General features: G+C 62.2%; 24 protein-coding genes and 4 pseudogenes. 15 read left to right on the top strand and 13 right to left on the bottom strand.

All coding sequences use genetic code 11. The features are described from left to right. Positions 1-114: 114 nt before the first annotated feature. The gene (locus tag K2U94_RS13245; RefSeq protein ID WP_243067660.1) at positions 115-333 is read right to left on the bottom strand and encodes a hypothetical protein; all 219 of its coding nucleotides are present in this window, start codon (positions 331-333) and stop codon (positions 115-117) included. An 852-nt stretch (positions 334-1,185) separates the two neighbouring features. Between K2U94_RS13245 and K2U94_RS13240 the strand changes: the two genes are divergently transcribed. The 5 genes from K2U94_RS13240 (at position 1,186) to K2U94_RS13220 (ending at position 6,032) form a co-directional block, all read left to right on the top strand. Next, positions 1,186-2,193, top strand: coding sequence for a transglutaminase family protein (locus K2U94_RS13240; protein WP_243067659.1), 1,008 nt, complete (start codon positions 1,186-1,188; stop codon positions 2,191-2,193). Continuing rightward, positions 2,194-3,015 carry a transglutaminase-like domain-containing protein gene (locus tag K2U94_RS13235; protein WP_243067658.1) on the top strand — a complete coding sequence of 274 codons (822 nt, stop codon included), beginning with the start codon at positions 2,194-2,196 and terminating at the stop codon, positions 3,013-3,015. A 67-nt stretch (positions 3,016-3,082) separates the two neighbouring features. Next, a complete protein-coding gene (locus tag K2U94_RS13230) occupies positions 3,083-3,787 on the top strand; it encodes a type 1 glutamine amidotransferase domain-containing protein (protein ID WP_243067657.1) in 705 nt (234 codons plus the stop codon). 228 nt (positions 3,788-4,015) lie between these two features. After that, positions 4,016-4,897, top strand: coding sequence for a transglutaminase family protein (locus tag K2U94_RS13225; RefSeq protein WP_425332522.1), 882 nt, complete (start codon positions 4,016-4,018; stop codon positions 4,895-4,897). A 973-nt stretch (positions 4,898-5,870) separates the two neighbouring features. Continuing rightward, entirely contained in the window at positions 5,871-6,032 is a 162-nt protein-coding gene (locus tag K2U94_RS13220) for a hypothetical protein (RefSeq protein WP_243067656.1), read from the top strand. A gap of 57 nt (positions 6,033-6,089) precedes the next feature. On the opposite strand, the gene K2U94_RS13215 is transcribed toward K2U94_RS13220, so the two are convergent. The 3 genes from K2U94_RS13215 to K2U94_RS13205 all read right to left on the bottom strand — a co-directional run bounded on the left by K2U94_RS13215 (position 6,090) and on the right by K2U94_RS13205 (position 7,048). Next, positions 6,090-6,404 carry an ElaB/YgaM/YqjD family protein gene (locus K2U94_RS13215; RefSeq protein WP_243067655.1) on the bottom strand — a complete coding sequence of 105 codons (315 nt, stop codon included), beginning with the start codon at positions 6,402-6,404 and terminating at the stop codon, positions 6,090-6,092. A 109-nt stretch (positions 6,405-6,513) separates the two neighbouring features. Next, positions 6,514-6,669 carry a DUF3309 family protein gene (locus K2U94_RS13210; RefSeq protein WP_243067654.1) on the bottom strand — a complete coding sequence of 52 codons (156 nt, stop codon included), beginning with the start codon at positions 6,667-6,669 and terminating at the stop codon, positions 6,514-6,516. A 196-nt stretch (positions 6,670-6,865) separates the two neighbouring features. Next, entirely contained in the window at positions 6,866-7,048 is a 183-nt protein-coding gene (locus K2U94_RS13205) for a CsbD family protein (RefSeq protein ID WP_243067653.1), read from the bottom strand. Positions 7,049-7,504: 456 nt separating this feature from the next. On the opposite strand from K2U94_RS13205, the gene K2U94_RS13200 reads away from it, so the two are divergent. The 5 genes from K2U94_RS13200 (at position 7,505) to K2U94_RS13180 (ending at position 10,858) form a co-directional block, all read left to right on the top strand. Beyond that, positions 7,505-8,098, top strand: a complete 594-nt coding sequence (locus K2U94_RS13200; RefSeq protein WP_243067652.1) for a Spy/CpxP family protein refolding chaperone — start codon at positions 7,505-7,507, stop codon at positions 8,096-8,098. Positions 8,099-8,248: 150 nt separating this feature from the next. Next, positions 8,249-8,944 (top strand): VIT1/CCC1 transporter family protein, encoded by a 696-nt coding sequence (locus tag K2U94_RS13195; protein ID WP_243067651.1) that lies wholly within the window; start codon positions 8,249-8,251, stop codon positions 8,942-8,944. Between the two features lie 226 nt (positions 8,945-9,170). Then, a complete protein-coding gene (locus tag K2U94_RS13190) occupies positions 9,171-9,329 on the top strand; it encodes a DUF3309 family protein (protein ID WP_243067650.1) in 159 nt (52 codons plus the stop codon). A gap of 38 nt (positions 9,330-9,367) precedes the next feature. After that, complete coding sequence (locus tag K2U94_RS13185) at positions 9,368-10,471, top strand: AI-2E family transporter (protein ID WP_243067649.1); 1,104 nt, start codon at positions 9,368-9,370, stop codon at positions 10,469-10,471. A 117-nt stretch (positions 10,472-10,588) separates the two neighbouring features. Then, positions 10,589-10,858, top strand: a complete 270-nt coding sequence (locus K2U94_RS13180) for a DUF1236 domain-containing protein (protein WP_243067648.1) — start codon at positions 10,589-10,591, stop codon at positions 10,856-10,858. A 110-nt stretch (positions 10,859-10,968) separates the two neighbouring features. Here K2U94_RS13180 and K2U94_RS13175 read toward each other — a convergent pair. Continuing rightward, positions 10,969-11,217: pseudogene (locus K2U94_RS13175) on the bottom strand (DUF4167 domain-containing protein); the annotation flags it as partial. Positions 11,218-11,577: 360 nt separating this feature from the next. Between K2U94_RS13175 and K2U94_RS13170 the strand changes: the two are divergent. Together K2U94_RS13170 and K2U94_RS13165 are read left to right on the top strand one after the other, a co-directional pair. Then, positions 11,578-11,739 (top strand): DUF3775 domain-containing protein, encoded by a 162-nt coding sequence (locus K2U94_RS13170; protein WP_243067647.1) that lies wholly within the window; start codon positions 11,578-11,580, stop codon positions 11,737-11,739. Positions 11,740-11,891: 152 nt separating this feature from the next. Continuing rightward, positions 11,892-12,650 (top strand): PRC-barrel domain-containing protein, encoded by a 759-nt coding sequence (locus K2U94_RS13165; protein ID WP_243067646.1) that lies wholly within the window; start codon positions 11,892-11,894, stop codon positions 12,648-12,650. A 157-nt stretch (positions 12,651-12,807) separates the two neighbouring features. Here K2U94_RS13165 and K2U94_RS13160 read toward each other — a convergent pair whose 3' ends face one another. The 3 genes from K2U94_RS13160 to K2U94_RS13150 all read right to left on the bottom strand — a co-directional run bounded on the left by K2U94_RS13160 (position 12,808) and on the right by K2U94_RS13150 (position 14,166). After that, positions 12,808-13,002 carry a hypothetical protein gene (locus tag K2U94_RS13160; RefSeq protein WP_243067645.1) on the bottom strand — a complete coding sequence of 65 codons (195 nt, stop codon included), beginning with the start codon at positions 13,000-13,002 and terminating at the stop codon, positions 12,808-12,810. Positions 13,003-13,143: 141 nt separating this feature from the next. Beyond that, positions 13,144-13,623 (bottom strand): DNA starvation/stationary phase protection protein Dps, encoded by a 480-nt coding sequence (dps, locus tag K2U94_RS13155; RefSeq protein ID WP_243067644.1) that lies wholly within the window; start codon positions 13,621-13,623, stop codon positions 13,144-13,146. A gap of 180 nt (positions 13,624-13,803) precedes the next feature. Further along, positions 13,804-14,166: a response regulator gene (locus tag K2U94_RS13150; RefSeq protein ID WP_243067643.1), complete on the bottom strand. Its 363-nt coding sequence runs from the start codon at positions 14,164-14,166 to the stop codon at positions 13,804-13,806. A 220-nt stretch (positions 14,167-14,386) separates the two neighbouring features. Between K2U94_RS13150 and K2U94_RS13145 the strand changes: the two genes are divergently transcribed. Beyond that, complete coding sequence (locus K2U94_RS13145) at positions 14,387-18,745, top strand: chemotaxis protein CheB (RefSeq protein ID WP_243067642.1); 4,359 nt, start codon at positions 14,387-14,389, stop codon at positions 18,743-18,745. Positions 18,746-18,954: 209 nt separating this feature from the next. Here the strand turns inward: K2U94_RS13145 and K2U94_RS13140 are convergent. Continuing rightward, a pseudogene (locus K2U94_RS13140) lies at positions 18,955-19,134 on the bottom strand (IS630 family transposase); the annotation flags it as partial. A gap of 234 nt (positions 19,135-19,368) precedes the next feature. Here K2U94_RS13140 and istA point away from each other — a divergent pair. Then, positions 19,369-20,893 (top strand): annotated as a pseudogene (istA, locus tag K2U94_RS13135) (IS21 family transposase). 11 nt (positions 20,894-20,904) lie between these two features. Beyond that, positions 20,905-21,649: pseudogene (gene istB / locus K2U94_RS13130) on the top strand (IS21-like element helper ATPase IstB). Positions 21,650-22,014: 365 nt separating this feature from the next. Here the strand turns inward: istB and K2U94_RS13125 are convergent. From K2U94_RS13125 to pdhA, 4 genes are read right to left on the bottom strand one after another with little or no spacing between them, the layout of a single operon-like run. Beyond that, positions 22,015-22,260 carry an acyl carrier protein gene (locus K2U94_RS13125; protein ID WP_243067641.1) on the bottom strand — a complete coding sequence of 82 codons (246 nt, stop codon included), beginning with the start codon at positions 22,258-22,260 and terminating at the stop codon, positions 22,015-22,017. Next, a complete protein-coding gene (locus tag K2U94_RS13120; protein WP_243067640.1) occupies positions 22,257-23,438 on the bottom strand; it encodes a dihydrolipoamide acetyltransferase family protein in 1,182 nt (393 codons plus the stop codon). Before K2U94_RS13120 ends, K2U94_RS13125 begins: the two co-directional genes overlap by 4 nt. Further along, positions 23,438-24,466 carry an alpha-ketoacid dehydrogenase subunit beta gene (locus tag K2U94_RS13115; protein WP_243067639.1) on the bottom strand — a complete coding sequence of 343 codons (1,029 nt, stop codon included), beginning with the start codon at positions 24,464-24,466 and terminating at the stop codon, positions 23,438-23,440. Before K2U94_RS13115 ends, K2U94_RS13120 begins: the two co-directional genes overlap by 1 nt. Further along, entirely contained in the window at positions 24,463-25,443 is a 981-nt protein-coding gene (pdhA, locus tag K2U94_RS13110) for a pyruvate dehydrogenase (acetyl-transferring) E1 component subunit alpha (protein ID WP_243067638.1), read from the bottom strand. The genes K2U94_RS13115 and pdhA overlap by 4 nt, the downstream gene beginning before the upstream one ends.

The raw sequence follows: 25,443 nt of genomic DNA, 5'->3' as shown, positions 1-25,443 counted from the left end.
GTTTTTTCCAGCCCGGCGATGAAAGCCCGGCAGGGGCGGCAATAAGCCGTCCCATGGTGTCGGAAAGCGTTCTCGATCAGCCTGGGGGCGAACGTCTACGTCGCGTAAGGATGGCTACTGGGCGCCGCCAGGCTTTTCAGGAGCGCTGGGCTTCTGGGCAACGCTGCGATAAGCCGCCGCCGGCCAGGATAACGCTCTCGGCAGTTCCGCTACGACCTTCTCGACGAATTGCGATGCGGAGCCGGCGTTCCAGTTTGCTGTAATCGTGGGCGCTAGCGTGACGCCAACGCCGACAAGATAGGCAATCACTAACAGGGCGATAAGCATGCGCATCGTGTCCTCCTCCACGTGTCGATCAAAACGAGAAGCAATGGTGATGCGCCGATCGTGACGTCGAACGTCGCGCCAAAATACTGATCACTGCGTTACCGACAGCCTCGGCCTGGACCGGGTCACAATTCGTGCATTCCAAACGCTATCCGCCTTCGAGCAATCCGATAAACACGATTCCCGAAAGAATTCCGCCGAAATCGGCAAGGTCGCCGATCCAACCGCTGACGGGAATCAAAAAGCCGAAGCCGACCGCAAACAATGTCACGCTGATAAGGCCGCTCCCTAGCACCGACATTTTGTCGCCCCGTTCTGATCGCCGGCTGCCAGCGGGATCGTCAGTCTCGCCTGCAGCGCTAACAGTTTTGCACAATGGAGATGAGTGAGCGGTCGCGACAGCGACGGAATCTACTCATCTCCTTCCAGTCGAGACATCGTCCGCGCGCATCTTCGTTCCGATGCTGGCGGCGCGCCGGACCAACGCCTCGCGACGCGATCCAGTCCCGGCTATCGCCGCAAGGTCCATAGGTGTTTTCCGACGCTGCCGCGCGATGATTCCGTCTCTTAGATTTCTATCTGCGCGATATGTTATGGCGCCGGACCGCCCGGCGGCTACGCCCCAGCGGCTCCAGATCGCCGAGAGGGCCAAAAATGTACACGCTTCTGATTGTCACCCCTTGGGCGTTGTCCTAGGCTACGGCGGCCGTTGTCCTGGTCATGGCCAAGCACGGCGGCGCTTACCCGGCGGCATGCGACGGCGACCCGCCCTTTGCGCTCGCGCGACCATCGGCTTTCCCTTTTGGGCAGGCCCTGGTTCCGCAGCGATCCAACGGATCAGCGATCGGCCGAAAACGCATGACAATTTTGACCGTCAAGCATGTCACGACCTATTCCTACGCCACGCCGGTACGGCTCGGAGAGCACCGGATGATGCTCCGCCCACGCGATAGCAACGATCAGCGGCTTTTGAACGCCACGCTCGATATCGAACCGCGGCCCCATAACCTGCGCTGGATTCACGACGTGTTCGACAATTGCGTGGCGATTGCGAATTTCTCCGGCGTGACGCAGAGCCTCCGGGTGGAGAACAATCTGACGCTCGAGCACACCCCCTACGAGGGGCCGGAATTTCTCCTGGAGGATCGCGCGCGGCATTACCCGTTCGCCTATGACGCCGACGAAATTCCGGATCTGGCTCGTCTGATCGAGCGGCACTATCCGGATCCCGCCGGCGAACTCCATCATTGGGTTCAGCGATTATTCCCTCAAGGACGCCCAATCGAGACGGGCAGGCTGCTGATGACCTTGACCTATGCGATCAAGGAGGGGCTGACCTATGAGCGCCGCACCGCGAAGGGAACGCGCAGCCCGCTGCAGACGCTTTCCTCGGGGCGCGGCACGTGCCGCGATTTCGCAACCTTGATGATGGAGGCGGCGCGCGCCATGGGCTTCGCCGCGCGCTTCGTCTCGGGCTATATCTATGTGCCGGATCGCGACGTCGACGATCGCCATCTCGGCGGCGGCTCGACGCATGCATGGTGCCAGATCTATCTGCCCGGCGCCGGCTGGGTCGAATTCGATCCGACCAATGGCATCGTCGGCAGCCGGGATCTCATTCGCATTGCCGTGGCAAGGGAGGCGCATCAGGCCATTCCCCTCCATGGATGCTATTTCGGCGACCCTGAGGACGATGCGGGAATGGAGGTCTCCGTCCATGTTCGACGGCTCCCCGAAAGCGCGCCTTTGACCACGGGTGATCAGAATCTTTTGCAATGGGATGGAATTTCGGGCGAGGCGCATCGCTCGAACGCGTCGAACCGTTCGGACGAAACGGCGGAGCAACCCAAACACGAGGACTGCTAGATGCTCATCCGGGCGGGATTTGACATCGCATTTGAATGTCCTGCGCAGACGCCGATGCTGCTTCAGCTCAACATCCATCCGTCGCGAGAAGCGGATCTGGTTTCGCCGGATGTCATCAATTCCGTTCCGCCTCTGCCGATGCGGTCCTATCTCGATCTTTTCGGCAATCGCGTAACACGTCTGGAAGCGCCGCCGGGCCTGGTCACCTTCAGCAACCGCTTCGTGATCCACGATTCCGGCCAGCCGGATGAAACGCCGCCCGACACGGGTTTGACGCCAATCTCCTGTCTTCCCGATGATGTGTTGCTGTTTCTGGTTTCGAGCCGCTATTGCGACAGCGACAAGCTTGCTGATTTCGCATGGTCGACGTTTGGAACAATAGCTGGCGGCTACAGGCGCGTTCAGGCTGTCTGCGACTTTGTTCATTCGAAAATCCGCTTCAGTTATGCCGACGCGCGCCCGACGCGTAGCGCCAGCGACTCGATGCAGGAAGGCGTCGGCGTTTGTCGCGACTTCGCCCATCTGGCCATCGCGCTTTGCCGCTGCCTGAACATTCCCGCGCGTTATTGCACAGGCTATCTTGGCGACATCGGCGTGCCGCCCGACATCAGCCCGATGGATTTCAGCGGCTGGGCCGAGGTCTTTCTAGATGGGCGGTGGTGGACCATAGATCCGCGACACAACCATCCGCGCATCGGCCGCATCGTCATGGGACGCGGCCGCGACGCCGCGGACGTCCCCTTATCGACAGCCTTCGGCGTCGCAAATCTCGTGCGCTTTGAGATTCTGACCGACGAGCAGTCTCCGTCGCGCATTCCGTAAAGTGAATCGCCACTCATTCTTGACGCGGCGGCTTGAGTAACGCCGCCCCGACTTCACAGGTGCTGACATGAAAATTCTGATGGTTCTGACCTCCCACGACCAGCTTGGCGGAACCGGCCAAAAGACCGGGTTCTGGCTGGAGGAGTTCGCTGCTCCCTATTACGTGTTCGTGGATGCGGGCGCCGAAGTCACACTCGCTTCACCTCTCGGCGGGCAGCCGCCGGAAGACCCGAAAAGCGACGCGCCGGAGGCGCAGACCGACGCCACCCGGCGTTTCAGAGCAGATGCCGCCGCAAAAGCCGCTCTGGCGGGCACGCTCAAATTGAGCGACGTTTCCCCTAAAGGTTTCGACGCAATATTTTATCCCGGCGGTCATGGCCCACTCTGGGATCTCGCGGAGGACAAGATGTCCATCGCGCTCGTCGAAGGCGCACTTGCCGCAGACAAGCCGGTCGCCGCCGTTTGTCATGCGCCGGGTATTCTCCGCCATGTGCGAACGCCGCAGGGGCGATCCGTGGTGGAAGGCAGGAAGGTCACAGGCTTCACCAACAGCGAGGAGCAGGCGGTCGGGCTGACTGCGGTCGTTCCCTTTCTTGTCGAGGATATGCTTCAGGCAAACGGCGGAATTTATTCCAGGGCCGGCGACTGGCAGCCCTACGTCGTCGTCGATGGGCGGCTGATCACAGGGCAGAATCCGGCGTCATCGGAACTTGCGGCGAAGTCCTTGCTCAACGCGCTCGGCGCCGAACCGCTTGTCAAACCGTCGCCCTGATTCTGAATATGCCGGCGCCACATTTCAAGGGCGCCGGGCTGACGGTGGCGGCATAACCAACGTTATGGCACGATCATCTGCGATCTGGAATGGCGTCAAGCAATCGTCTTGCCACATGACCGAGAACCCGCGATTGGCCAATGTATACTTATCCTCCAGGCAGCTTCCCTTGAAGGCGCCTTGGCAAAGGGATTTTGATCGGAAGCAGCTTCCGTGTTTCGGCGAAGGATGGGGCCCAGCTTGACCATGCTGCAAATCCGCCACAAGACGACGTATCGCTACCGCCAGCCCGTGAGCCTCGGACCGCACCGCCTGATGCTGCGCCCGCGCGAAAGCCGCGAATTGCGGCTGATTTCGAGCGCGTTGAAAATCGAACCGCAGGCGACCGTGACTTTCGCGCATGACGTGTTCGGCAATTCCATTGCGACCGCCCATTTCAATGGCGTGGCCGACACGCTGACGATCGACTGCGTGACGCAGCTGACTCTCGACGCCGTCGCCTGGCCCATCTTCGATGTTGCGGCCTCGGCCATTTTCTATCCGTTTCATTATGCCGAAGACGAGCGAACCGATCTCGGCGCCCTGATGTTCCAGCAATATGCCGATCCGACCGGACGCCTGCGCGATTGGGCCTGGGCCTTCGTGCGCGGCGCGCAGACTGACACTTTGGCGCTGCTGAAGGACCTCAGCGTCGGCGTGTCGGCCTGGATCAATTATCAGAGCCGCGAAGACGAAGGCGTGCAATCTCCGGTCCAGACGCTCGATCGCGGCTGGGGCTCGTGCCGCGATTTCGCGGTGCTGTTCGTCGAGGCCGCCCGCTGTCTGGGCTTTGGCGCGCGGATCGTCTCCGGCTATCTCCATGGAGCCGAACCGGGGACCAACGGTTCAGCCGACGCCGGCTCGACGCATGCCTGGGCGGAAATCTACGTGCCGGGCGCGGGCTGGATCACGTTCGATCCGACCAACCGCAGCTTCGGCGGCTTTAATCTCATCCCCGTCGCGGTCGCGCGCGACATCCGCCAGGCCATGCCGGTGGCGGGCAGTTTCGTTGGCGCCAGCGACGCCTTTATCGGCATGGCGGTGCAAGTCGAGGTCGCGGCTCTGGCTTGAGTGCGATCCTGCCGCGATCGGAGGGGGAAATCGCGCAACGAAAAGGGCCGCCAGTCGGCGGCCCTGTTTTGCATAGCCTGAAGCCAAATCCCGCCCTTGACGGCAAATCCCGCACAACGTGGATAGACGGTTTCAGTAGTGGCGATAGTGGTGATGATAGTGGTGATGGTGATGGAACCCACGGGCAATGGACGGCCCCGCCACATAGCCAACCGCGCCACCCGCGACCGCGCCAACGGGTCCGCCGACAATGGCGCCGGCCCCAGCTCCCATCAATCCCTCATTCAGCCGTTCCCCGGCCATCGCCGGAGCTCCGGAGAGAGCGACTCCGAGAAGAAGCGCTAGAACAAAAAAAGTGTGTGTCATTTTATTTCCTCCGTGCATGGCGTTATAAAATAACTTACAGCACCGATTTAAATTACTAATAACACTTATATAACAATATTGCAATTATTTTATTAGAGCGATTGTGATATTTCGTAATTTACATGTTTGTTTTGTTACCAATATCATCGGTCACTTGTATTTTAAACAATCGTACCCAATTACGCTTTGCAGGCTTTTGCGATCTTTTTTAGCGCATAATATTCCTGACTGGCTTTCGAATAAGCCAAATGACGCACAAGAACACTGGGCGATCAGTCATCTATTTTGTGTGAAGCCCGGATCGGCGTACGCCAATCTGGAACCGTCAACACAGTGAGACTTCTTTCATGACCAATAGCCCTATGAAGTCCGACCCAGCCAAGCCCGCCGCGCCGCATGCCGCGCCGTCGCCCGCGAACAGTCCTGGCCGGCCTGCGACCCCCGCAGCCGCCCCGGCGGCCAAGCCGGCCGAAGTGAAGAAATAAGTTCCCTTTTGTCGGCTCGCCGGAACAAGGGACGATGATTTTGGGGCGCGGCGGTCATTCGCCGCCCGTCCCTTCAATTCGCCCGAAGCGCCCGGAATTCGGGCGTAATGGGAGTTCCAGACATGGCCCAGATCATTCGCTTCGGACGACGCGTTCCGCTTCCTGCAACCGTTCAGATCCTCCACGACCTTCTCGTCATGGAGCGCGACGAAAAAGCGCGGCTGAAGGCTGCCCCGGAGCCCAGGCTCAACGCCAGCCCGCCTGGCGTCACACTCGAAAATTAGCGCATCCGCTCATGTGGCTCAGCTGCGACGGTCCCCAATTCACGGGACCATCGCGGCTTATTCGTGCGAGCGGCCCAGCGAGCCGATGACTATGCCAACGCCAAGGGCGATCAGCACGGCCGTCAGCGGGTTCCGCTCGATGCCGCCCCAGAACTGGGAGCTCGCCGCTTTGACACTTTTCTGGGCGTCACCGGCGGCATTCGAAATCTTGCTCCGGGCGTCCTCAACCGCGTCGGAGACTTGAATCCCGGCGGCCTGGGCTCGATGTTCCGCCGTCCCGCGCATCGTTTCCGCCAAATGCGCGATGTCACGCCGGAGGGCCGCCAGATCGGCCCCGATTTCGGCGACGGAACCTGCAACATTGTTGGTCATTTTTACCTCCTGATCATTCGGTCGGCGACGCGAAACGGAAGGCTTCTCGCGCCTCCGTTCGCAGAAGTCGGCGGCAAGCGCCTTCGATGAGCCGCCGAAGCGCTCTGGGCTATATCCGGCCCATGAGCAGGAGGACGACAACGACAACGAGGACGAGGCCTATTCCGCCGCTTGGGAAATAACCCCAATCGGCGCTGTGCGACCAGGTCGGCAACGCGCCAACCAGAAACAGCACCAATAAGACGAGCAAGATTGTGCCGAGCATGGAAAAAACTCCTCAATGAGCGATTGGGGCGGCGGTTTGGACGGCTTCGAAGCCGCCGCGCGAAAATTGTTCGGGTTGACGATTGGAAGGCGGGGACAGCCTTCAACGAGACTTTGGCGGAGCATTGTCCATCGTTCGCCTTCTGAGCGTTTTCCGCGCCGCGACATTTTTTCGTGGCGACGCTCTGTCCCGGTCGTCAATTCTTCAGGCTTTTCCTCAGCACGTCCTTTGCGCCGCCAACGGCGTTCTGAATCTTGCCTTCAGCCTTGTCATGCTCGCCTTCCACGACGAGCTTGGCGTCGCCGAGGGCTTTGCCGGCGGCTTCCTTGATAGCGCCCTTGGCCTGTTTGGCGACTCCGGCGATGCGATCTTTGTCCATTTTGATGGCTCCAGTTTGTTGAAATCTTGCGAGCAAGTCGCGACGGCGAAGCGGTGGCGGTCGCTTGAGCGCGCATCGGTTCCGCTTGGGACGTCTTGCGTAACTCGTCAGGTGCGGCGGATTGTTTTGCGCCCCGTTCGACTTGCGAATTTACCGCTCCGGGAAGCCGACCGGACAGAATCGGAATATACTCACGCCGGCAACGCCCATGCGTTTTCCCCCCATGATTTGTGTGCGACGAGATCAGAATCCGTCAGCTCGGCACATCGATCTGGCCGTGTGAGGCAAAACGCGCCTCGTCAGCGAGGTCTCCGAACCAACCGGGTCTGAGTGTATTCCGACGCTGCCGGAGCACTTTGCGCCATGAGATGTTTTTCGCACGGGCTCAGGCGCTCCGCGAAAGGAAAGCTTGCGGCCGTCCCCGAGCGTCGACGCCATCGTCCGAGCCACGGTGAATTGTCGCGCGACGGCGCCCGCGTCGATTCCGCCTTTCGCAAGAATTCCTGGGAGCACGAGATGCGAAAATTTCTGATCACTGGCCTTGCCGGCTTAGCCCTGACAGGCGCCGCAGGCCTCAACGCTTTGCACGCCCAGACCAGCGACAAACCTCCGCCCCCGCAAGCGGAGCCGATGATGAAAACTTCACCTTTGCAAGCGGCGCCGACGACGGCGCCGGCGGACAACCAGATTGCTAATGACGTCGACGCCAGGGTTGCCCAGCTCAAGGCCAGCCTGCATCTGACCGTCGGCCAGGAAAAGAATTGGCCAGCCTTGCGGATCGCATTGCACGACGACGGGATCGCGCAGCTGAAAGCCGGCCTGGAAAGCGCGGAGCGCCCCCGTCGTCAGGAGCGCGGCGACCAGGACCGCAGCCAGCGCCCCAACGATGTCGCGCTCTTGCGCGAAATGGCGGCTAGCCTCACCGCGAGGGGCGCTTCGCTTAAGGAACTCGCCGACGCCGCTGATCCGCTCTATGTCAGCCTCGACGATCGGCAGAGACGCGAATTGTTCCAGTTCCTGCGGAGCGACTTTGAATTGCGCCGCCGCTGAAACAATTTCACCGCCATCAAGACGGTTGCGCGAGCCTGGACGACGAGACTAGGCTGGCGGCAAGCTTCAACGAGGCTCGACAAAGCCTCCCTTCAGGCAGGTCATGCGCCGGGCGCCCGAACGCCATCCGGCGGCAAGGAAACACCAGGAATGCGCGGACAGCACGGTGAACGCCATTGGACGGGAAATATCGGCTGGCTGCGGGCTTCGGTCCTGGGCGCCAATGATGGGCTGCTCTCAACAGCCAGCCTGGTGTTGGGCGTGGCGGCCGCGCACGGAACACGAAGCGCAATCCTGATCGCGGGCGTGGCGGGACTTGTCGCCGGGTCGATGTCGATGGCGGCGGGCGAGTATGTGTCGGTTCATTCGCAAGCCGACGCCGAAAAGGCCGATCTGGCGCGCGAGAGTCTCGAACTCAAGACGAACGATGATGGCGAACACCGTGAGCTTGCCGACATCTATGTCGAGCGCGGTCTCGATCCCGCGCTCGCCAAGACCGTCGCCGCGCAGCTCATGGCCCATGACGCCCTTGGGGCCCATGCGCGCGACGAGCTCGGCATTTCCGAAACGCTCAGGGCGCGGCCGATTCAGGCGGCCTTCGCATCGGCCGGAGCTTTCGCCGCCGGGGCGGCGGCGCCGCTCGTCATTGCCGCGATGGCGCCCATGGCAGAGCTGATCCTTTTCGTCGCCGCCGCGTCCCTGGTCTTTCTCGCCATTCTCGGCGCCCTGGCGGCGCGATCGGGCGGCGCGCCAATGGGGCCGAGCGTCTTGCGCGTCACATTCTGGGGCGCGCTGGCCATGGGGCTTACGACGGGCGTCGGGGCCTTGTTCGGCACGACAGTATGAACGCCCACGCTGTCCGTCGGCTCGACGACGCAGTCTCGTCGACCTCATCGTCACGTACCGCATAGGTAGTTTCCGGCGCTCCCGCGCGGAACTTCTCTTCGCTAGCATTTTCCCGACGCAATGATCTTTTGCGCCCCTCGCATATTGATTCAAGACGACCGGAAAAGTGTCGATCTTGACGGTGTCAGCGGCGAGGCCGAAGCTGGACCTGACGAAAGGGCGTCCCATGAGCACTCTTCTGATCATCATCATCCTGATCGTCTTGTTCGGCGCAGCCGGAGGCTATTACGCGCACGGCCGCTACGGCGGTGCGGGGCTTGGGGGCGTTCTCGGCACGGTTCTGGTGATCCTCGTCGTCGTCTGGCTCCTTGGCGGCCTCCACTGAACCTTTGCCTTCGGCGCAAAGCGGCACAGGATTTCGGCATGACTGACACGGATCGGGAGACCGAAACGAACGCCGAGGCCGAGCCGCCGTCGGAAATGCCGTTGCCGTCCGAACCGCAGGTGATTTTCCTTGGTGGCCTTTTCGCGCTCGCCGTGCTGACGGCTGCCTATGTTGCGCGGGAAATCGTCCTGCCCCTGGCCTTCGCCATAACGTTGAAACTCCTGCTGCAACCCCTGATGCGCCTGCTGGAGCGGGCGCACGTTCCCAGAACCGTCGCGTCCCTGCTGATCATCCTGGCCCTGTTGGGCGGGGTCGTCGCCCTGGGCGCAGCGATCGCCGGCCCGGCCAACGCCTGGGCGGCCAAGCTTCCCGAGGGCGTTTCCAGGCTGCAGGAACGGCTCGGATTTTTTCGAGGCCCGATCAATACGTTGCGTAACTTCCTTCAGCAGGTGGAAAATATCGGCTCGACCGGCGCGCCGAACGCCGCGAACGGCCCCCTGGTGGGCGCGGGATTGTTGTCTTTTCTTTTCGCGGGCGCCCGCAGCTTCGCGGACGCATTGTTCACCACAATATTGTTTCTGTATTTCCTGCTTTTGGCGGGCGACAGCTTCCTGCGGCGGCTGGTCGAAATTCTGCCGGGTTTCCGCGCCAAGCGCCAGGCAATCGCCATCTCGCAACAGATTGAAAGCGATATTTCCGCCTATCTGGCGACCATCACCGTCATGAACGCTCTCGTCGGCTTCGCCACGGCCCTGGTCATGCAACTTACGGGGGTAGGAGACCCGATCCTTTGGGGCACTTTGGCTTTTCTGTTGAATTACGCGCCGATCATCGGCCCCGCCCTCTGTACATTCGCCTTCCTCCTTGCCGGATTGCTGACCATCGACGGACTGTGGGGCGCGCTGGCGCCGGCCGGACTCTATCTGGCGATTCACATTGTAGAAGGCGAGACATTGACGCCGTTGATTCTGGCGAGACGATTCACCCTCAATCCGGTGCTCGTAATCTTCTCGTTCGTGTTCTGGTTCTGGATGTGGGGCATTCCCGGCGCGATCCTGTCCGTGCCGATGCTGGCGATCACGAAAATCGTCTGCGACGGAATCAGGCCCCTCGCCGCGCTTGGCCATTTTCTGTCTGGCTGATGTATTTGCTTATAGGAATTCGCAATATTTATTTTGGAGAACGCGAAATACAATTTATATTATACATTCATAATATTTCTTGCAAATGGCGTGAGTGCTTCCCGAGCCGATCGGCCCATGCCTGCCGGGGTCGTCAGCGGGGCTGTCGCTGGCGTGCTCGGCTTGGACCAGCGGCCCCGTTTCAGGGATTACGCGGTTCACGAACACCATCGCTCCTACGCCTATGGTCACGCGGTCTCGATCGGCGCCGAACACACCGATAGCAGGGTGAGCTATTATGAGGTTCCTTCCGAATATGGCGTGCAGGATTATCGCTACGCCATCGTCAACGATCAGACCGTGCTGGTCGATCCGCGGACCCATCGCATCCTCGATGTGATTCAATAGGTTCCGGTCATGCTTGATAGGAAAAGGCCGCCTCATCGGGCCGCTTTTTTTGACGTCGCGCGGGCGCCGATGTCTCAGTCGACCCGGCCGGCGTCCGAAAGCCTGGATGGCTCGGACCGGGCCTCCGCCGTCAGCCGGAAATAATGTTCGGCGTGCTGGAGAAGATTCTCCGCGGCGACAGGATCATTGCCAGTGAAAGCGTCGCGCGCCAGTTGAAGATATTTTTCCGCCACCTGTTGCGCGCCGCCACGGATCTTGACGTCCGGACCATTGGACTCATAGGAACGCTCGTGCGGGCTGGACTCGCGGCGGCCCTTGGGGAAACCGTTGCGAAACAGGCTGTTCTGATCGGATTTCATGCTCGTTTTCGGCCTTTCGAGGCTCATATTCGGAAGCAATTCAAGTTTTGGCGGAACGGTGGCGCATGATCGAGCCTATCGAACCACGAAACCGGCAGCAGCTCATACGAATTATGTTTCCTTTCAGCATGCCTCCGCCCGGAAAGGTCAAAAAATCCATGGCTGGACTGCGAACGCATTAGAGCGACAATTGTGCAAAAATATCGTTCTCCGGCCAGTCTCTAGTCGCATCCCGGCGAGTGGCTTTTTTATGATGGCGTCGAGCACGGATCGCCTATCGGCGGTTTGACCCATGGTTTCAGCTTCCGGGTCGAGCCGATCGCGAATTTTGGTCGGACGAGGCGATTTCGAGGCTTCCGATTGGCGCGAGCGGCGCTCAAGGAAGCCCGCGAGGGGCGCGAGATCGACATCGCCAAATATTTGCTGAGGCTTCCCATGTTGCCGGATTATCTGGAAGACGTCCTCTCCGCCTTCGATCAATCCTGCCGGGGCTTCGAGGAGCGGGAAGAGCCTGGAATCTGAACGTTTCCGCGCGCCCATTCCTATCAGGATGCCCCCGAAGCACCTGAAAACGATAGCGATATTTTCTCTGAGTAGTTTCCGAGTCTGTCGTCGCATGAGCGTCAACGCTTATCGTCCGACGGATAGAGAATGCAGAAGGCAAGGCCTCAACAATGCTCAAGCTCGGATCGACCCTGAAGGGATACGCCATAGAGGCGAGCGACGGAGCGATCGGAAGCATTTCCGATTTCCTGTTCGACGACAGGACATGGCTGGTGCGCTGGCTGGTCGTCGACACCGGAAATTGGCTGACGGGGCGCAAGGTCCTTTTGCTTCCGACGGCGCTCGGCAAAGCGGAGCACGACCGTCGGGAACTGCCGGCCGCCCTGACCCGGGCGCAGGTCGAGGCTAGCCCGGAGCTTTCCGAGCACGAACCGGTATCGACCCAGATGGAGCGCCATCTCTACGACTATTACAATTGGGAGCCGATTGTCGGCGACAGCTATTTCAGCGAGAATCCGATCGCCTCGCGCTTTTCCGCGCCGCCGCTTTTCGGGTCGCCGCCGGCCGCCGGGACTCCCGCTATCAGTCGCGACGACAGCGATCCACATCTGCGCAGCGTCGCCGCCATCGCCGGCTATCACATCCTCGCCAGCGACGGCGCGATCGGCAAGGTCGGGGACCTCCTGATCGACGATGACGGCTGGGGCATTCGGTTCCTGGTCGTCGATACTGGAAACTGGTGGTCAGGCGAGCATGTGCTCATATCACCCCATGCCGTGAAGGAAATCTCCTGGGCGGAACGAGAAATTCGCCTGAACGTCAGCCGGGATCAGGTCAGGTCGAGTCCGCCGTGGAGCCCGCTCGGGGACATCGATCCAGTCTATGAAGCGGATCTCCGCAAGCATTATGACTGGCCCGGCCGTTCCTGAGGAACCGATCAAAATCCGTTTGATGAAAGCCGGATGCTTCGTCGTCCGCGAACGCGCTTCGGCGCCCGAAACCCGTCGAGCGCGCTGAATTTGCGGCCGTATTCAGGCGTCGGCGGCAGGGGAGTTTTGATCGGAAGTTGCGACGGCATTGCTTTCATCAACGCCGCCCAACGCCCCCATCGAAGCGCGGGACGCCGACGCCGGCGGCCCGGAATCGAACGTCGATGGTCAGCGGAGAGGAACCATGGAGCCGCACGAATTCATCGGCCAGATCGGCGATACCCGCAAAGGTCGGGCGTTCGGATTTCTCCGCCCCCTCATCGCCTGACTTCGCCGCCGGCGCCGCCTTCATTCACCCAAGCGGCGATTTGCGCCTCGACTTGCGTTGAAGCCTCGCGCTCGTGCGAATTCGCGAATTGCAACGTGACCATGTGGCAGCGCCCCAGGCGCTCGACCGACACTTCAAAAGGCCTTCTGGCCGACAGGCGCTCGTTCATTGCGGAGCCATATGGGATTCGACGAGCCAGAGCTGTTGATCGACGCCGCGCGAAATCCCGGTGAACAGATCGGCTGTCTCCGGATCGCCGTATGTCGCCGCCTCGGTGATGGCGTCACGCGTCGATTCGCCAAAGGCCGCAAGGGCGCCCGAAACGGCGAAGACATGGTCCTTTTCATTTGCGATTCCGAACGGATAGCGCGTGAGAAAAGTGCGTTCCGCCGCATTCTGCACTGTGCCCTGCGCGGTCCCGCCCAACCCGCCGGCGCGCTCGGCGATGAGATCGGCATAGCCGGCGGCCTCAATGGCGACCTTGTCGAACAGCATGTGAATGGCGATGAAACCCGGCCCGCGCACGTTCCAATGCGCCTGTTTCATTTGCGCCTGCAGATCGATCGCCGCCGCCAGATGCTTGTTCAGGAGCCCAACGGATTGAGCGCGGATGTTTTCCGATAAAGTGTTGCGTGTCGGCTGCATGGCAGGGTCTCCAGATTGAGGGGCAAAGGCGCCGGCGGCGCGAGCAGCCCGGCATGACGTTCGGCAAGGGGCCGTAACGAGATCCTCTCGATGACGTCGGACCCTAGGCGACCGACGCCGCTGGCGGCAGCGTCGGAAATTACTCACGCCGCATGCGTCAGGCGAAAACACCGCTCGCGTTCAGGGCGCCGCAGTACCGAGCGCCGACTGGATGGCGAGCAGCAGATCGAGTTCGAAATAGGGCTTTTGCAGCACGGTTGCGTTTGGCTTCAAAAGCTTGACCGCGGACGGGTTCCCGCTGACGAAAATATGCGGAACGGGATCGATATCCGTGATCGTCTCGACGGCGCCGATGCCGCTGCCATCCTGCAAATGCGCGTCGACGATCATCAGATCCGGCTTGGATCGACGGGCGGCGGCTACGGCGCCGCTCTCGCCGGACTCGATGGCGCAAACCTCATGCCCGAGCGCCTCGATCAGTTCGGCGAGCAGCTTGGCGATAATTCCGTCGTCTTCCACGATCATCACGCGCAGTTTTTTCATGAGGCGATTCCCTCGGGTGCTGCGCTTGGGTTGGCGCGCGATCCCCATTCCGCGTCGGTGGCGATCCTGCCGATCCTCAGCATAGGCGGCGGGCCGGGCCCGCGCAGAGTCGGAAACTACTCATGCGCCGACGAGCAAAAAAATCGGCGGGGGAGGTGGCGTTTAGGTGATAATATCCACGAGTATTGGCTGCGCGGGCGATCGTCCGAGAAGGTTTCGCATGCGAGATGTTCGAAAGCGCTCCGCAAAAAAGTCCGAGGCGCCTTCAAGCGAGCCGGAACAGCGGCCCGCCGCCAAGGCCGAGTCGTTTCCGGTCGTGGCGGTCGGCGCCTCCGCCGGGGGGCTCGACGCCTGCAGGAAGGTGCTGGACGCGCTGCCTCCCCACGCCGGCTTTGCCTTCATTCTGGTCCAGCATCTCGATCCGACCCATGAAAGCATGCTGGTGGAGCTGCTGGCCGGCCATACCTCGATGCAAGTCTGTCAGGCGACCGACGGCCTGAAGATCGAGCGCGAGCATCTTTATGTCATTCCGCCGGGGTCCTATCTCTCGGTCAAGGCCGGCGCCTTGCGCCTTTCGCAACCGCGGGATCGTCACGGCGCGCGGCGGCCCTTCGATTTCCTGCTGCATTCCCTGGCCGAGGAATATGCCGCCCGCGCCATTTGCGTCGTCCTTTCGGGAACGGGCACCGACGGCAGTTCGGGCCTGAAGGCGATCATGGAACAAGGCGGGCTGGTCATTGCGCAGGACCCGGAAGAAGCCGGATATGACGGGATGCCGCGCAATGCGATCCTGACTGGCGCGGTGGATCTCGTGCTGCCGGCGGCGAAAATTCCCGAAGCGATCCTCAAATATGACGCGCGCGCGGGGAGAAATGCGCCGGCGCAGGAATCGGCACGGGATTGGCTGGCGGAGATCATCGACCTTTTGCACACAAAGACGGCGCATGATTTCAGGCCGTACAAGCAGGGGACGTTGCAGCGCCGGATCGAACGCCGGATGGCGCTCCAAACCGGCGGCATGGTTCTTTATCTGCAAAAGTTGCGTGGCGATCCGGAGGAGCTCGATCTTCTGGCCAAGGACCTGCTGATCAACGTCACACGTTTTTTCCGCGACCCGACAGTATTCGAATTTCTCGCCGAGAAAGTCATTCCAGGCCTCGTCGCCGATCAACCGGCGGACCAGCCATTGCGGATCTGGATCGCGGGATGCAGCTCCGGCGAGGAAACCTATTCCCTCGCCATGCTTTTCCGCGAGGCGATCGCCGCCGCCAACAAGAATGTCAAGCTTCAGGTCTTCGCCTCGGATATCGACGCCGACGCCGTGGCGCAAGCGCGCGAGGGCTTCTATCCGGCGTCGATCGAGGCCGACGTGTCGGCGGAGCGGCTGGCGCGTTTCTTCGTCAAGGAGGAGCGGGGCTACAGAATATTGCCCGAATTGCGCGCGGACGTGGTCTTCACCGTGCAGGATTTGCTGGCCGACCCACCGTTCTCGCGTCTCGATTTCGTGTCCTGCCGCAACCTGCTGATCTATCTGGGTCCGGAGGCGCAGGCGAAAGTCATGGCTTTGTTCCATTTCGCGCTGCGCGAGGGCGGCGTGCTGCTTCTTGGCGGCGCCGAGACGGTCGGCGAGCCGCATGGCTGTTTCACGGCGATTTCCAAGAGCGAGCGTATTTTCCGCCATACGGCGCGGGGGCGGCCGGGAGATTTCGGCTTTCTGGGCGGCGACGGCGTGCGCATTCCCGCGCGCCAGGGCCAGGGCCAGGGCCAGGGGCGGGCGCCGACGCGCGAAACAATTCTCGCCGAACTTTGCCGGCGGCTGGTGCTGGAGCATTACACGCCGGCGGCGGTGCTGATTAACCGCAAGAACGAGCGCCTGTTTTCGCTGGGGCCAACGGATCGCTATCTGTTTGTACCGCCCGGGCAGCCGACGCACGATCTTTTGGCCACGGCGCGACAAGGTCTGGGCGCCAAGCTCAGATCGGCGATCCAGAGGGTCTTTCAGGAAAACGCGCCCGTCACCGTCGCCGGCTGCCGTGTCGATCACGACGGCGGGACTATATGCTTCAGCCTGTCGGCGCGGCGGGTTGAAAGCGAGGGCGAGGAACTGGCGTTAATCTGTTTTCTCGACGAAGCGACGCAGGAGCGCCGGCAGGGCGGCGCTGTCGCGCCGGGCGACGTTTCGCGGATCGCCGAACTCGAGCAGGAGCTGGAAACGACGCGGATCGAGTTGCAGGGCGCGATTCGCAATCTGGAAATCTCGGGCGAGGAGCAGAAGGCGATCAACGAGGAAGCCTTGTCGGTCAATGAGGAACTCCAGTCGACCAATGAGGAGCTGCTGACCTCGAAGGAGGAGTTGCAATCGCTCAACGAGGAATTGACGGCCCTCAACAACCAGCTTCAGGAAACGCTCGATCGGCAGCGAACCACCGCCGACGATCTTCAGAATGTTCTGTATAGCACCGATGTCGCGACGATCTTTCTCGACGCGGCTCTCAAAATCCGTTTTTTCACGCCCGCGACCAGATCGCTGTTCAACGTGATTGCGAGCGATGTCGGCCGCCCGCTGGCGGACCTCGCCTCGCTCGTGGCCGACAGCGCGCTTCTGTCCGATGCGCGCGCGGTGCTGGCCAAGCATCTGCCGATCGAACGCCAGATCGAAGCGCGCAGCGGCGCCTGGTACATGCGACGAATCCTGCCCTATCGGACGCAGGGCGGCGGCGTGGAGGGCGTGGTCATCACCTTCGCCGACATCACGGATCGCAAAGACGCCAGCGACGCGCTCGAGGCCGCCAAGCGCAAGGCGGAAGCCGCCGACGCCGCGAAATCGCGCTTCCTCGCCGCCGCCAGCCATGACCTTCGCCAGCCGCTGCAAACGCTGGCCCTGCTGCAGGGGCTTCTGACACGAGCGGTGGAAAGCGAGCGAGAGCGGCAACTGGTGGCGCGGATCGGGGAGACCCTTGGCGGGATGACGGGCATGCTCAATGCGCTGCTCGACATCAACCAGATCGAGGCTGGCGCGATCCGCTCCGAGATGGCGCTGTTCCCGGTCAATGATCTGCTCGTGAAATTGCACGACGAGTTCACCTATCAGGCTCACGCGAAAGCGCTCGACCTGCGCGTGGTTTCCTGCGGCCTGTCGATTTTCAGCGATCCCCGCCTGCTCGAAACGATGGTGCGCAACCTGCTCTCGAATGCCTTGAAATACACCAAAAGCGGCAAGGTGCTGCTGGGCTGCCGTCGCCGCAAGGGGATGTTGAGCATCGAGGTCTGGGATACAGGGATCGGTATTCCCGACGAGGAAATTCAGGCAATTTTCGTGGAATATCATCAAGTCGGCAATGAGGCGCGCGAGCGCAGCCTTGGCCTTGGCCTCGGCCTCTCGATCGTGCGGCGGATCGGCAATCTGCTTGGCCATCGTGTGCGCGTGCGCTCACATGACGGCCACGGCTCGGTCTTCAGTATTGAAGTCGCGCTGCCGCAGGTTGCGGCGCCTCCAGAGCTTCCGGAGCCGGGTCCAGATTTCGGCCCCGCAAGCGGCGAAAAGGCGGCCCGCAAGGGCGCGATCCTGGTCGTCGAGGACGATCCAGAATTGCGCGAATTGCTCGCTGCTTCTCTCAGCGAAGAGGGGCATCGCATGGCGCGCGCCTACGACGGTTCCGAGGCGATGCAATTGATCGAGCGCGAGGATTTCCGGCCGGACGTCATCCTGGCGGATTTCAATCTGCCCAACCGCATGAACGGTCTCGAAGTGGTCGCCAAGGTGCGCGAAAAGCTTCATCGCGCCGTTCCCGCAATCATTCTGACCGGCGACATTTCGACCAGGACATTGCGCGCCATAGCGGACGCCGACTGCGTGCTGCTCAACAAGCCGGTGAAACTGGACGATGTGACGCGCGCCGTGCAGCGGGCGCTGGCGTCGAAGCACGCGCCGCCGCGCGCAAAACTTCAACGCCCTGTCGAAACGGTCGAGGTTCCCAGACCCCCGGTCATTTACGTCGTCGATGACGACAGCCACATTCGCGCGACGATCCGCAGCGTGCTTGAGGACGACGGAAGGACCGTCGAGGATTTTGCCGATTGCGAGGCCTTTCTCAAGGCCTACCGGCCGGGGCGGGAGGCCTGCCTGCTGATCGACGCCTATCTGCCCGGCATGAGCGGCCTCGAATTGTTGCGGCGGCTGAACGACGAGGGCCATCGGTTACCGGCCATCATGATCACCGGCAATGCTGACGTGACGATGGCGGTTCAGGCGATTAAAGCCGGCGCGTCGGATTTCATCGAGAAGCCGGTTGGCCGAGACGAACTGCTGGCCTGCGTCGAGCACGCGCTGGAGCATTCGCAGGATGAGAGCAAGCTGATCGCCTGGCGCGAAGACGCCGCGAGCCATCTGGAGGGCCTCACGCCGCGGCAGAAGCAGGTCATGGAAATGGTTCTGGCCGGTCATCCGAGCAAGAATATCGCGGCGGATCTTGGCATCAGTCAGCGCACCGTCGAAAACCATCGCGCCGCGATCATGAAACGGACCGGGGTGAAATCGCTTCCGGCGCTCGCGCGGCTGGCGGTCGCGGCGGAGAATTGATCGGCGCCGAAATCGAAAACCGCGATCGAGTCGAATGCGCGCATTGATGTGGGTAGATGCCGAGACCCTTCCGCTGACCCCGCCGTCGCGACAAAGCAACAGGCTCTGATCGGCGCGACGGCGCCCTGTGCTCGCAGCCAACCCTGTCGCGGCTTGAAAATGCCACGGGGCTGAAGGACGTGATCCGTCTGACCTAGAGCGGCCTCCGATCAAACTGGATTGTATCCGCAGGCTGTGAAATAGTTTTCGCATTCTGTGGGCTTGAAGATTTCGGCGCAAGTTTCGAGCGCGCGCATCAATCCGCCGACGGTTCGCTCGGCGATTTTGCGCAGATGCGCCTTGAGCTTGGAGAAGGCTTTCTCGATCGGATTCATGTCAGGGCTATAGGGTGTCGATTCCGACGAAGGCGCCCGGCAATTACGAGATAATGGCGCCCCCCAATTCCTGGATGATGGCGCCCCCGTGACGGAATGATCCTGCCCCCCATTCCGAGATGATGGCGCCCCCAATTACGAGATGATCCCGCCCGGGTGATTTCGTGAAGGACGGGGCCGCCGCTGGCATGTTCAAGTCGCTCTTTTGGCGATCCAAGGGAGCAATCGATGCCAGCGGAGCGAATTTCCATGCGCCAGGCGCGCGCAATCATTCGACTGAAATTTTCTTCTTTCTCGGCGCACGAAATCGCCCGGCGGCTCGGCATGGCGCGTTCGACGGTGCGCGAGATGCTGCAAAGAGCCGAAAGCGCGGGGCTTTCCTGGACGCAGGCGGAAGGCATGAGCGACATCGCATTGGAAGGCGCTCTCTACGCCAATCGCCGCAGCAGGCGGGGGCATCGGCGTGTCGCCGAGCCGGATTGGGTGATCGTCCATCGCGAGTTGAAACGCAAGCACGTCACCCTGACGATTCTTTGGGACGAATATATCGCCGTCAATCCGGGCGGCTACAGCTACTCGCGGTTTTGCGACCTCTACCGGGGCTTTGCGAAGACGCTATCGGTGACAATGCGGCAGACCTATGCCGCCGGCGAGCGGCTGTTTGTCGATTACGCCGGCGACACCGTGCCCGTCGTGATCGATCGTCTGACCGGAGAAGTTCGCGAGGCTCAGGTCTTTGTCGCCGTTCTCGGCGCGTCGAGCTTCACGTTCGCCTGCGCCGGCTGGACGCAGGCGCTGCCGGATTGGATCGACGCCCATGTCCGCGCTTTCTCGGCGATTGGCGGCGCCCCGAACTCCTCGTTCCGGACAACACGAAGACGGCGGTCATCAAGGCCTGCTTCTACGATCCCGACGTCAACCGAACCTACACTGAGATGGCGACCCACTACTCAACCGCCATTCTGCCGACGCGGCCCTACAAGCCGCGCGACAAGGCCAAGGTCGAGCGGGCGGTGCTGATCGTCGAGCGCTGGCTCCTGGGGCGGCTGCGGCGGCGCACCTTTACAGCCTGGCCGAACTGAACGCCGCCATCGTCGAAATGATGAGGCAACTCAATGACGAACGGGCGATCCGGCGCCTTGGCGTCACCCGACGGCAATTGCTGGAGGACGTCGATCGACCGGCGCTCAAGTCCTTGCCGGTCGAACCTTACGAGTTCGCGCAATGGAAAACCTGCCGCGTCGGCGTCGACTACCATGTCGAAGTCTCCAGCCATTATTACTCGGTTCCCCACCGCTTCGCCCGCGCCGAGGTCGAAGCCCGGATCACCGTCAGGACGGTGGAGATATTCCTCCGGGGCGAGCGGATCGCCGCCCATCTTCGCATGAGCGGCAATCACGGCCACACCACCGTGGCCGACCACATGCCTTCCAGCCATCGCCGCTACAAGAACTGGACGATCGACAAAATCCGCGCCGACGCCAAGCGGATCGGGCCGACGACGGCGGCCTTGTGCGAGCAGATCATCGAGCGTCGCCCCCATCCCGAACAGGGCTTCCGCGCCTGCCTGGGCATCGTTCGCCTGGCGAACTCCTATGGAGACGAGCGCGTCGAGGCGGCGGCCGAGCGCGCCATCGCCATCGGAGCGCGCACCTATTCCTCCGTCAAATCCATCCTCGACAAGAAGCTTGATCGTCGGCCCGCCGAAAAGCGCGCCGCGGAGGCGCCGACGATCCTGCACGCCAACATCCGCGGCCCGCGCTACTACAATTAGGAGAGAAGCTTTTGCTCAAACATCCAACCCTCGACCAACTCCACACCCTCGGCCTGCACGGCATGGCCAAGGCCTTCGTCGAAGTCGCGGCGTCCGATGAGGCCGGCGGCCTCAGTCATCCGGAATGGCTGGGCCTTTTGCTCGATCGCGAGGCCTCCCTGCGCCAGGACAAGCGACTGGCCGCACGGCTGCGCGTCGCGAAATTGCGCCAGCAGGCCTGCGTTGAAGACATTGATTATCGCAGCCCGCGCGGCCTCGACCGCGCCATGATGCAAAAACTCATCAACGGCGGCTGGATCGACGCCCACGACAATCTGGCCCTGATCGGTCCGACCGGGGTCGGCAAAGTTGGCTCGCCTCGGCGCTTGGCCATAAGGCTTGCCGGGATAATAAGTCCGTCATTTATCAGCGGGTCCCCCGGCTGTTCGAGGAACTCGCCCTGGCGCGCGGCGACGGTCGCCATGCACGCCTGCTGCGCTCGCTCGGGCGCGCCGATCTCCTGGTGCTGGACGACTGGGGCTTGAACCGCTCGACGCCGCGGCGCGCCATGACCTTCTGGAAATCCTCGAAGAGCGCTATGGCCGCAAATCCACCCTCGTCACTTCGCAGCTTCCCGTCGATCGCTGGCATGAAATCATCGGGGATCCGACTTATGCCGACGCCATCCTCGACCGACTGGTCCACAACGCCCACCGCATCGAACTGACCGGAGAAAGCATGCGGCGCGCTCGCGCCAAGAGCACGATCGCCTCTTGACCAGGCGCCGTCTCAGGCGCCAAGAAATTGTCAGCCAGCAAACCCCACGACCCGGGCGCCATCATCCCGTTACCGGGGGGGCGCCATCATCCAGGAATCGATGGGCGCCATTATCTCGTAATTGCCGGGCGCCTTCGTCGGAATCGACAGCGCGTCACGCCGGAGGGATACACAGCAGAAGGTCGTCGGCGCGATCGAGCGTGGCAACCGGCGAAATATCCACTCCGACCGAGGCGGCGATACCGAGACCCCCAAGCATCCCCGACAACGCGGGGCGGCGCCGGAGCCGACGACACAGGGCGTTATCCCCTGGATCAACCGCAGGCGCCATGTGGGCCAGGCGTGCGCCATGGCCAAGGCGGCGGCTATGTCAACCTGTCGCCGAGATAGCGCACAGCGCCGCCGAGCGTGACGAGGTTCGGATAGTCGAGTTCAGGAATATCGACGCCGAGGCGGCGATGAATCGCTGTCACGAGATTGAGGAAATCCATCGAGTCGATGTCGAGGGTTTCGCGCAGATCGGCGGCGGAATCGATTTGCACCAAATCCATTTCCGGGGCGATGTTCCCCAGCTCCTCCAGAAATATCGCGCGAATCTCGTTCTCGTTCATAATTTTTCCGGCTCCTGAAGAAGCTTGCCGATCTCGGCGAGGAACAAAGCGCCCGCGTGGCCGTCGCTCACTCGATGATCGCCGGCGAGCGTGACCGTGACGATGGGGCGCGCCTGAACGATATCCCCGACCAGCCAGGGCCGCCGCGTGATCGTCCCGAAACCAACGAGCGCGACCTGCGGCGGATAGATGATCCCGAACAAGGCCTCAACGCCGCGCTCGCCAAGGCTGGAAACCGTGATGGTCGCGTCGACGATCTCAGAGCCGCGGATGCGGCCGGCCCGCATTCTTTGCACGAGATCGCGAAGCCGGGTCATCAGTCCGTCCAACGAAAGCTTATCCACATTGTGAAGCGCGGGGGCAGCAAGCCCGCCACCGCGAATGGCGATCGCCGTTCCGACGTGAACGACGGAGGAGGGTTCGAACTTTCCTTCCCGCCAGAATCCGTTAAAATTTGGAAAGCGCTTCAACGCCAGAGCGACCGCTTTCATCGCCACGGCGACAAAAAGGAGCCGGTCGGCCGGCGGGCGCCCCGCGTTGCGTTGCGCAAGCCATTCTTCGGCCGGGGTGACGTCGATCTGGTGCTGGAGATAATAATGGGGAATCTCGCGTTTCGATCGCGCCATGGCGGCTGCGATGGCTTCACGCATCGCGCCCAGGTCAAGTCCGACCGGCCTCTTTCCCTCCGTGGCGGGTTGGCTTCGCAAGACATCCTCGCGAACGATTGCGCCGTCGGCGCCGCTGCCGGCGATCGTCGCAAGATCGACGCCCAGCGAGCGCGCGAGTTCGCGCGCGGCGGGTGAAGCGGGGACGCGGCCGCCGGTCTCGCGGGAGACGCCCGCGCGCACAGGCATAGCCGGCGGCCGTTCAGTAAGCGCTGCATGCGCGGCGGCGGGCGCGCTCGGCTCCCGGGCCGCCGCCTCCGCTGCAACGGCCACGCGAATGCGCGCCAGCGGCGTTCCGACCGGAACCTTCTCCCCCGGCTTGACCAGGATTTCCGCGATCTCGCCGCTTTCGAAAACCTCGATCTCGATAGCGCCCTTCTGGGTTTCGACGACAGCGACAATGTCACCGTGTTTGACGTTGTCGTTCGCCTTGACGCGCCATTCGACAAGCGTGCCCGCCTCCATGTCGGCGCCGAGCGACGGCATTCGGAAATCGATGACGCCGCCGGCCATCACGCTTTTCCGAAAATGGCTTTGACCGCGGAGACGATCTTCGGCGTCTGCGGGATCGCCGCCTCTTCAAGATGGCGGGCGTAGGGAATGGGAACCTCTTCGCTGCAGACGCGGCCGATGGGGGCGTCTAGCTCGAAAAAGGCGCCCTCGACGATGCGGGCGCAAATCTCCGCCGCGAGACTGCCGGAGCGCCAGGCTTCGTCGACGACGAGCGCCCGGCGCGTCTTGCGAACCGACGTCAAAATCGCGTCGTTGTCGAGCGGCCGCAGGCTGCGCAGATCGAGCACTTCCGCGCTTATGTTATCGCCCTCCAGCGCCGAGGCCGCCGCCAACGTCTTCCACAACGAGCCGCCATAAGTGACGAGGGTGATGTCCTCTCCATCCCGTCGAACGGCGGCCTTGTCGATATCGACGGCGCCCGCGTCGCCCTCAAGGCGACCCGTCATGTTGTAAAGCATGACATTCTCGAAAATCAGCACCGGGTCGGGGTCTTGCAGCGCCGTCCACAACATGCCCCGGGCGTCTTCGATGGTCGCCGGCGCCAAAACCTTGATGCCGGGGATGTGAGCATACCAGCCCTCAAGGCTGTGTGAATGCTGGGCCGCGAGCTGGCGGCCCGCGCCTGTCGCCATGCGGATCACCAGCGGGACGCCGAATTGATTGCCCGACATGTGGCGGACGGTCGCCGCAGTGTTGAGGATCTGGTCGAGCGCGAGCAGGCTGAAATTGACGGTCATCAATTCGACGATCGGCCGCATCCCCGCCATGGCCGCGCCAATCCCGGCGCCTGTGAACCCCGATTCCGAAAGCGGCGTGTCGCGAATCCGCTCGGGCCCGAATTCGGCCAGCAGCCCCTTGCTGACGGCATAGCAGCCACCGTAGCGGCCGACATCCTCTCCCATCAGGAAAACGCGATCGTCGCGGCGCAACGCGTCGCGGATCGCTTCCTTCACGGCCTCACGATAGGTCGTCTCGACCATTGCGGGAAGGTCCGATTCTTGTTTCGCGGCGTCGCCCATTTCGTTCATTTCGGCGTCTCCGCATAGACGAAACGCGTCAGATTTTTGACCGACTCCCATGTTCCCGCCTCGGCGAAGGCGACGGCTTGCTCGATCTCGCCGGCGGCAGCGCTCTCTATGCGCGCGATCTCTTCCGCGTGGACCATGTGATTGACTTGCAGCCATTCGCTGAAGCGCAGTATGGGCTCTCTGCGGCGCCAGGACTCCACCTCGGCCTTGTCGCGGTAAAGCTGGGCGTCGAACATGGAATGCGCGCGCAGCCGGTAGGTGCGGCATTCGAGAAAATAAGGCTTTCCGGTTTCGCGCACGGCCCGCACGGCGCGGCGCGCGGCGGCTTCGACGGCCACGACGTCCATTCCGTCCACCGCTTCGGATTCGATGCGATAGCAGGCGGCCTTGTGCTCGATGTCCGTCTCGGATTCCGTGAGCGCCAAGGCTGTGCCCATCGCATAGAGATTGTTCTCGCAGACGAACAGAATGGGCAGGGACCACAGCGCGGCGAGATTGAGGCTCTCGTGAAATTCTCCTTCGGCGACCGCCCCGTCGCCGAAGAAACATGCCGTGACCTTGTCCTCCCGCCTCATGTGGTCCGCGAGGCCGAGGCCGACCGCCAGCGGCAGTCCGCCGCCCACAATGGCGTTGCCGCCATAGAAATTCCTCGACCGGTCGAAAAGATGCATCGAGCCGCCGCGGCCGAGGCTGCAGCCCTCCTGTTTTCCGTACATTTCCGCGAGTACGGCGCCCATCGGCACGCCGCGCACCAGCGCGTGGCCGTGCTCCCGGTAGGTCGCCACGATCCGGTCGCGTTCTTGCAGAACGGGAATGACCCCGACGGCGACGGCCTCCTCGCCGTCGTAAAGATGCAGGAAGCCGCGGATCTTCTCCTGCGTGTAAAGCTCCGCGCATTTATCCTCAAATCGCCGGATGCGGATCATCTGCCCGAGAAGATTCAGCGCGTGTTCCCGTGTGATGTGCGGCTTGTCCAT

It is taken from the genome of Candidatus Rhodoblastus alkanivorans (genome assembly GCF_022760755.1).
In the GTDB taxonomy this organism is placed as follows: domain Bacteria; phylum Pseudomonadota; class Alphaproteobacteria; order Rhizobiales; family Beijerinckiaceae; genus Rhodoblastus; species Rhodoblastus alkanivorans.
The sequence above is the reverse complement of the archived record's forward strand: the minus strand, read 5'-3'. Positions and strand labels throughout refer to the sequence as shown.

What these genes read in the sequence shown, in the direction of transcription:
- dps (WP_243067644.1), bottom strand. Translation starts at nt 13,623, where the DNA reads ATGCAGCCGACACGCAACACTTTATCGGAAAACATCCGCGCTCAATCC.
- K2U94_RS13230 (WP_243067657.1), top strand. Translation starts at nt 3,083, where the DNA reads ATGAAAATTCTGATGGTTCTGACCTCCCACGACCAGCTTGGCGGAACC.
- K2U94_RS13180 (WP_243067648.1), top strand. Translation starts at nt 10,589, where the DNA reads ATGCCTGCCGGGGTCGTCAGCGGGGCTGTCGCTGGCGTGCTCGGCTTG.
- K2U94_RS13245 (WP_243067660.1), bottom strand. Translation starts at nt 333, where the DNA reads ATGCGCATGCTTATCGCCCTGTTAGTGATTGCCTATCTTGTCGGCGTT.
- K2U94_RS13165 (WP_243067646.1), top strand. Translation starts at nt 11,892, where the DNA reads ATGCTCAAGCTCGGATCGACCCTGAAGGGATACGCCATAGAGGCGAGC.
- K2U94_RS13220 (WP_243067656.1), top strand. Translation starts at nt 5,871, where the DNA reads ATGGCCCAGATCATTCGCTTCGGACGACGCGTTCCGCTTCCTGCAACC.
- K2U94_RS13210 (WP_243067654.1), bottom strand. Translation starts at nt 6,669, where the DNA reads ATGCTCGGCACAATCTTGCTCGTCTTATTGGTGCTGTTTCTGGTTGGC.
- K2U94_RS13225 (WP_425332522.1), top strand. Translation starts at nt 4,016, where the DNA reads ATGGGGCCCAGCTTGACCATGCTGCAAATCCGCCACAAGACGACGTAT.
- K2U94_RS13195 (WP_243067651.1), top strand. Translation starts at nt 8,249, where the DNA reads ATGCGCGGACAGCACGGTGAACGCCATTGGACGGGAAATATCGGCTGG.
- K2U94_RS13240 (WP_243067659.1), top strand. Translation starts at nt 1,186, where the DNA reads ATGACAATTTTGACCGTCAAGCATGTCACGACCTATTCCTACGCCACG.
- K2U94_RS13160 (WP_243067645.1), bottom strand. Translation starts at nt 13,002, where the DNA reads ATGAAGGCGGCGCCGGCGGCGAAGTCAGGCGATGAGGGGGCGGAGAAA.
- K2U94_RS13125 (WP_243067641.1), bottom strand. Translation starts at nt 22,260, where the DNA reads ATGAACGAGAACGAGATTCGCGCGATATTTCTGGAGGAGCTGGGGAAC.
- K2U94_RS13115 (WP_243067639.1), bottom strand. Translation starts at nt 24,466, where the DNA reads ATGAACGAAATGGGCGACGCCGCGAAACAAGAATCGGACCTTCCCGCA.
- K2U94_RS13235 (WP_243067658.1), top strand. Translation starts at nt 2,194, where the DNA reads ATGCTCATCCGGGCGGGATTTGACATCGCATTTGAATGTCCTGCGCAG.
- K2U94_RS13215 (WP_243067655.1), bottom strand. Translation starts at nt 6,404, where the DNA reads ATGACCAACAATGTTGCAGGTTCCGTCGCCGAAATCGGGGCCGATCTG.
- K2U94_RS13205 (WP_243067653.1), bottom strand. Translation starts at nt 7,048, where the DNA reads ATGGACAAAGATCGCATCGCCGGAGTCGCCAAACAGGCCAAGGGCGCT.
- K2U94_RS13150 (WP_243067643.1), bottom strand. Translation starts at nt 14,166, where the DNA reads ATGAAAAAACTGCGCGTGATGATCGTGGAAGACGACGGAATTATCGCC.
- pdhA (WP_243067638.1), bottom strand. Translation starts at nt 25,443, where the DNA reads ATGGACAAGCCGCACATCACACGGGAACACGCGCTGAATCTTCTCGGG.
- K2U94_RS13185 (WP_243067649.1), top strand. Translation starts at nt 9,368, where the DNA reads ATGACTGACACGGATCGGGAGACCGAAACGAACGCCGAGGCCGAGCCG.
- K2U94_RS13190 (WP_243067650.1), top strand. Translation starts at nt 9,171, where the DNA reads ATGAGCACTCTTCTGATCATCATCATCCTGATCGTCTTGTTCGGCGCA.
- K2U94_RS13145 (WP_243067642.1), top strand. Translation starts at nt 14,387, where the DNA reads ATGCGAGATGTTCGAAAGCGCTCCGCAAAAAAGTCCGAGGCGCCTTCA.
- K2U94_RS13120 (WP_243067640.1), bottom strand. Translation starts at nt 23,438, where the DNA reads ATGGCCGGCGGCGTCATCGATTTCCGAATGCCGTCGCTCGGCGCCGAC.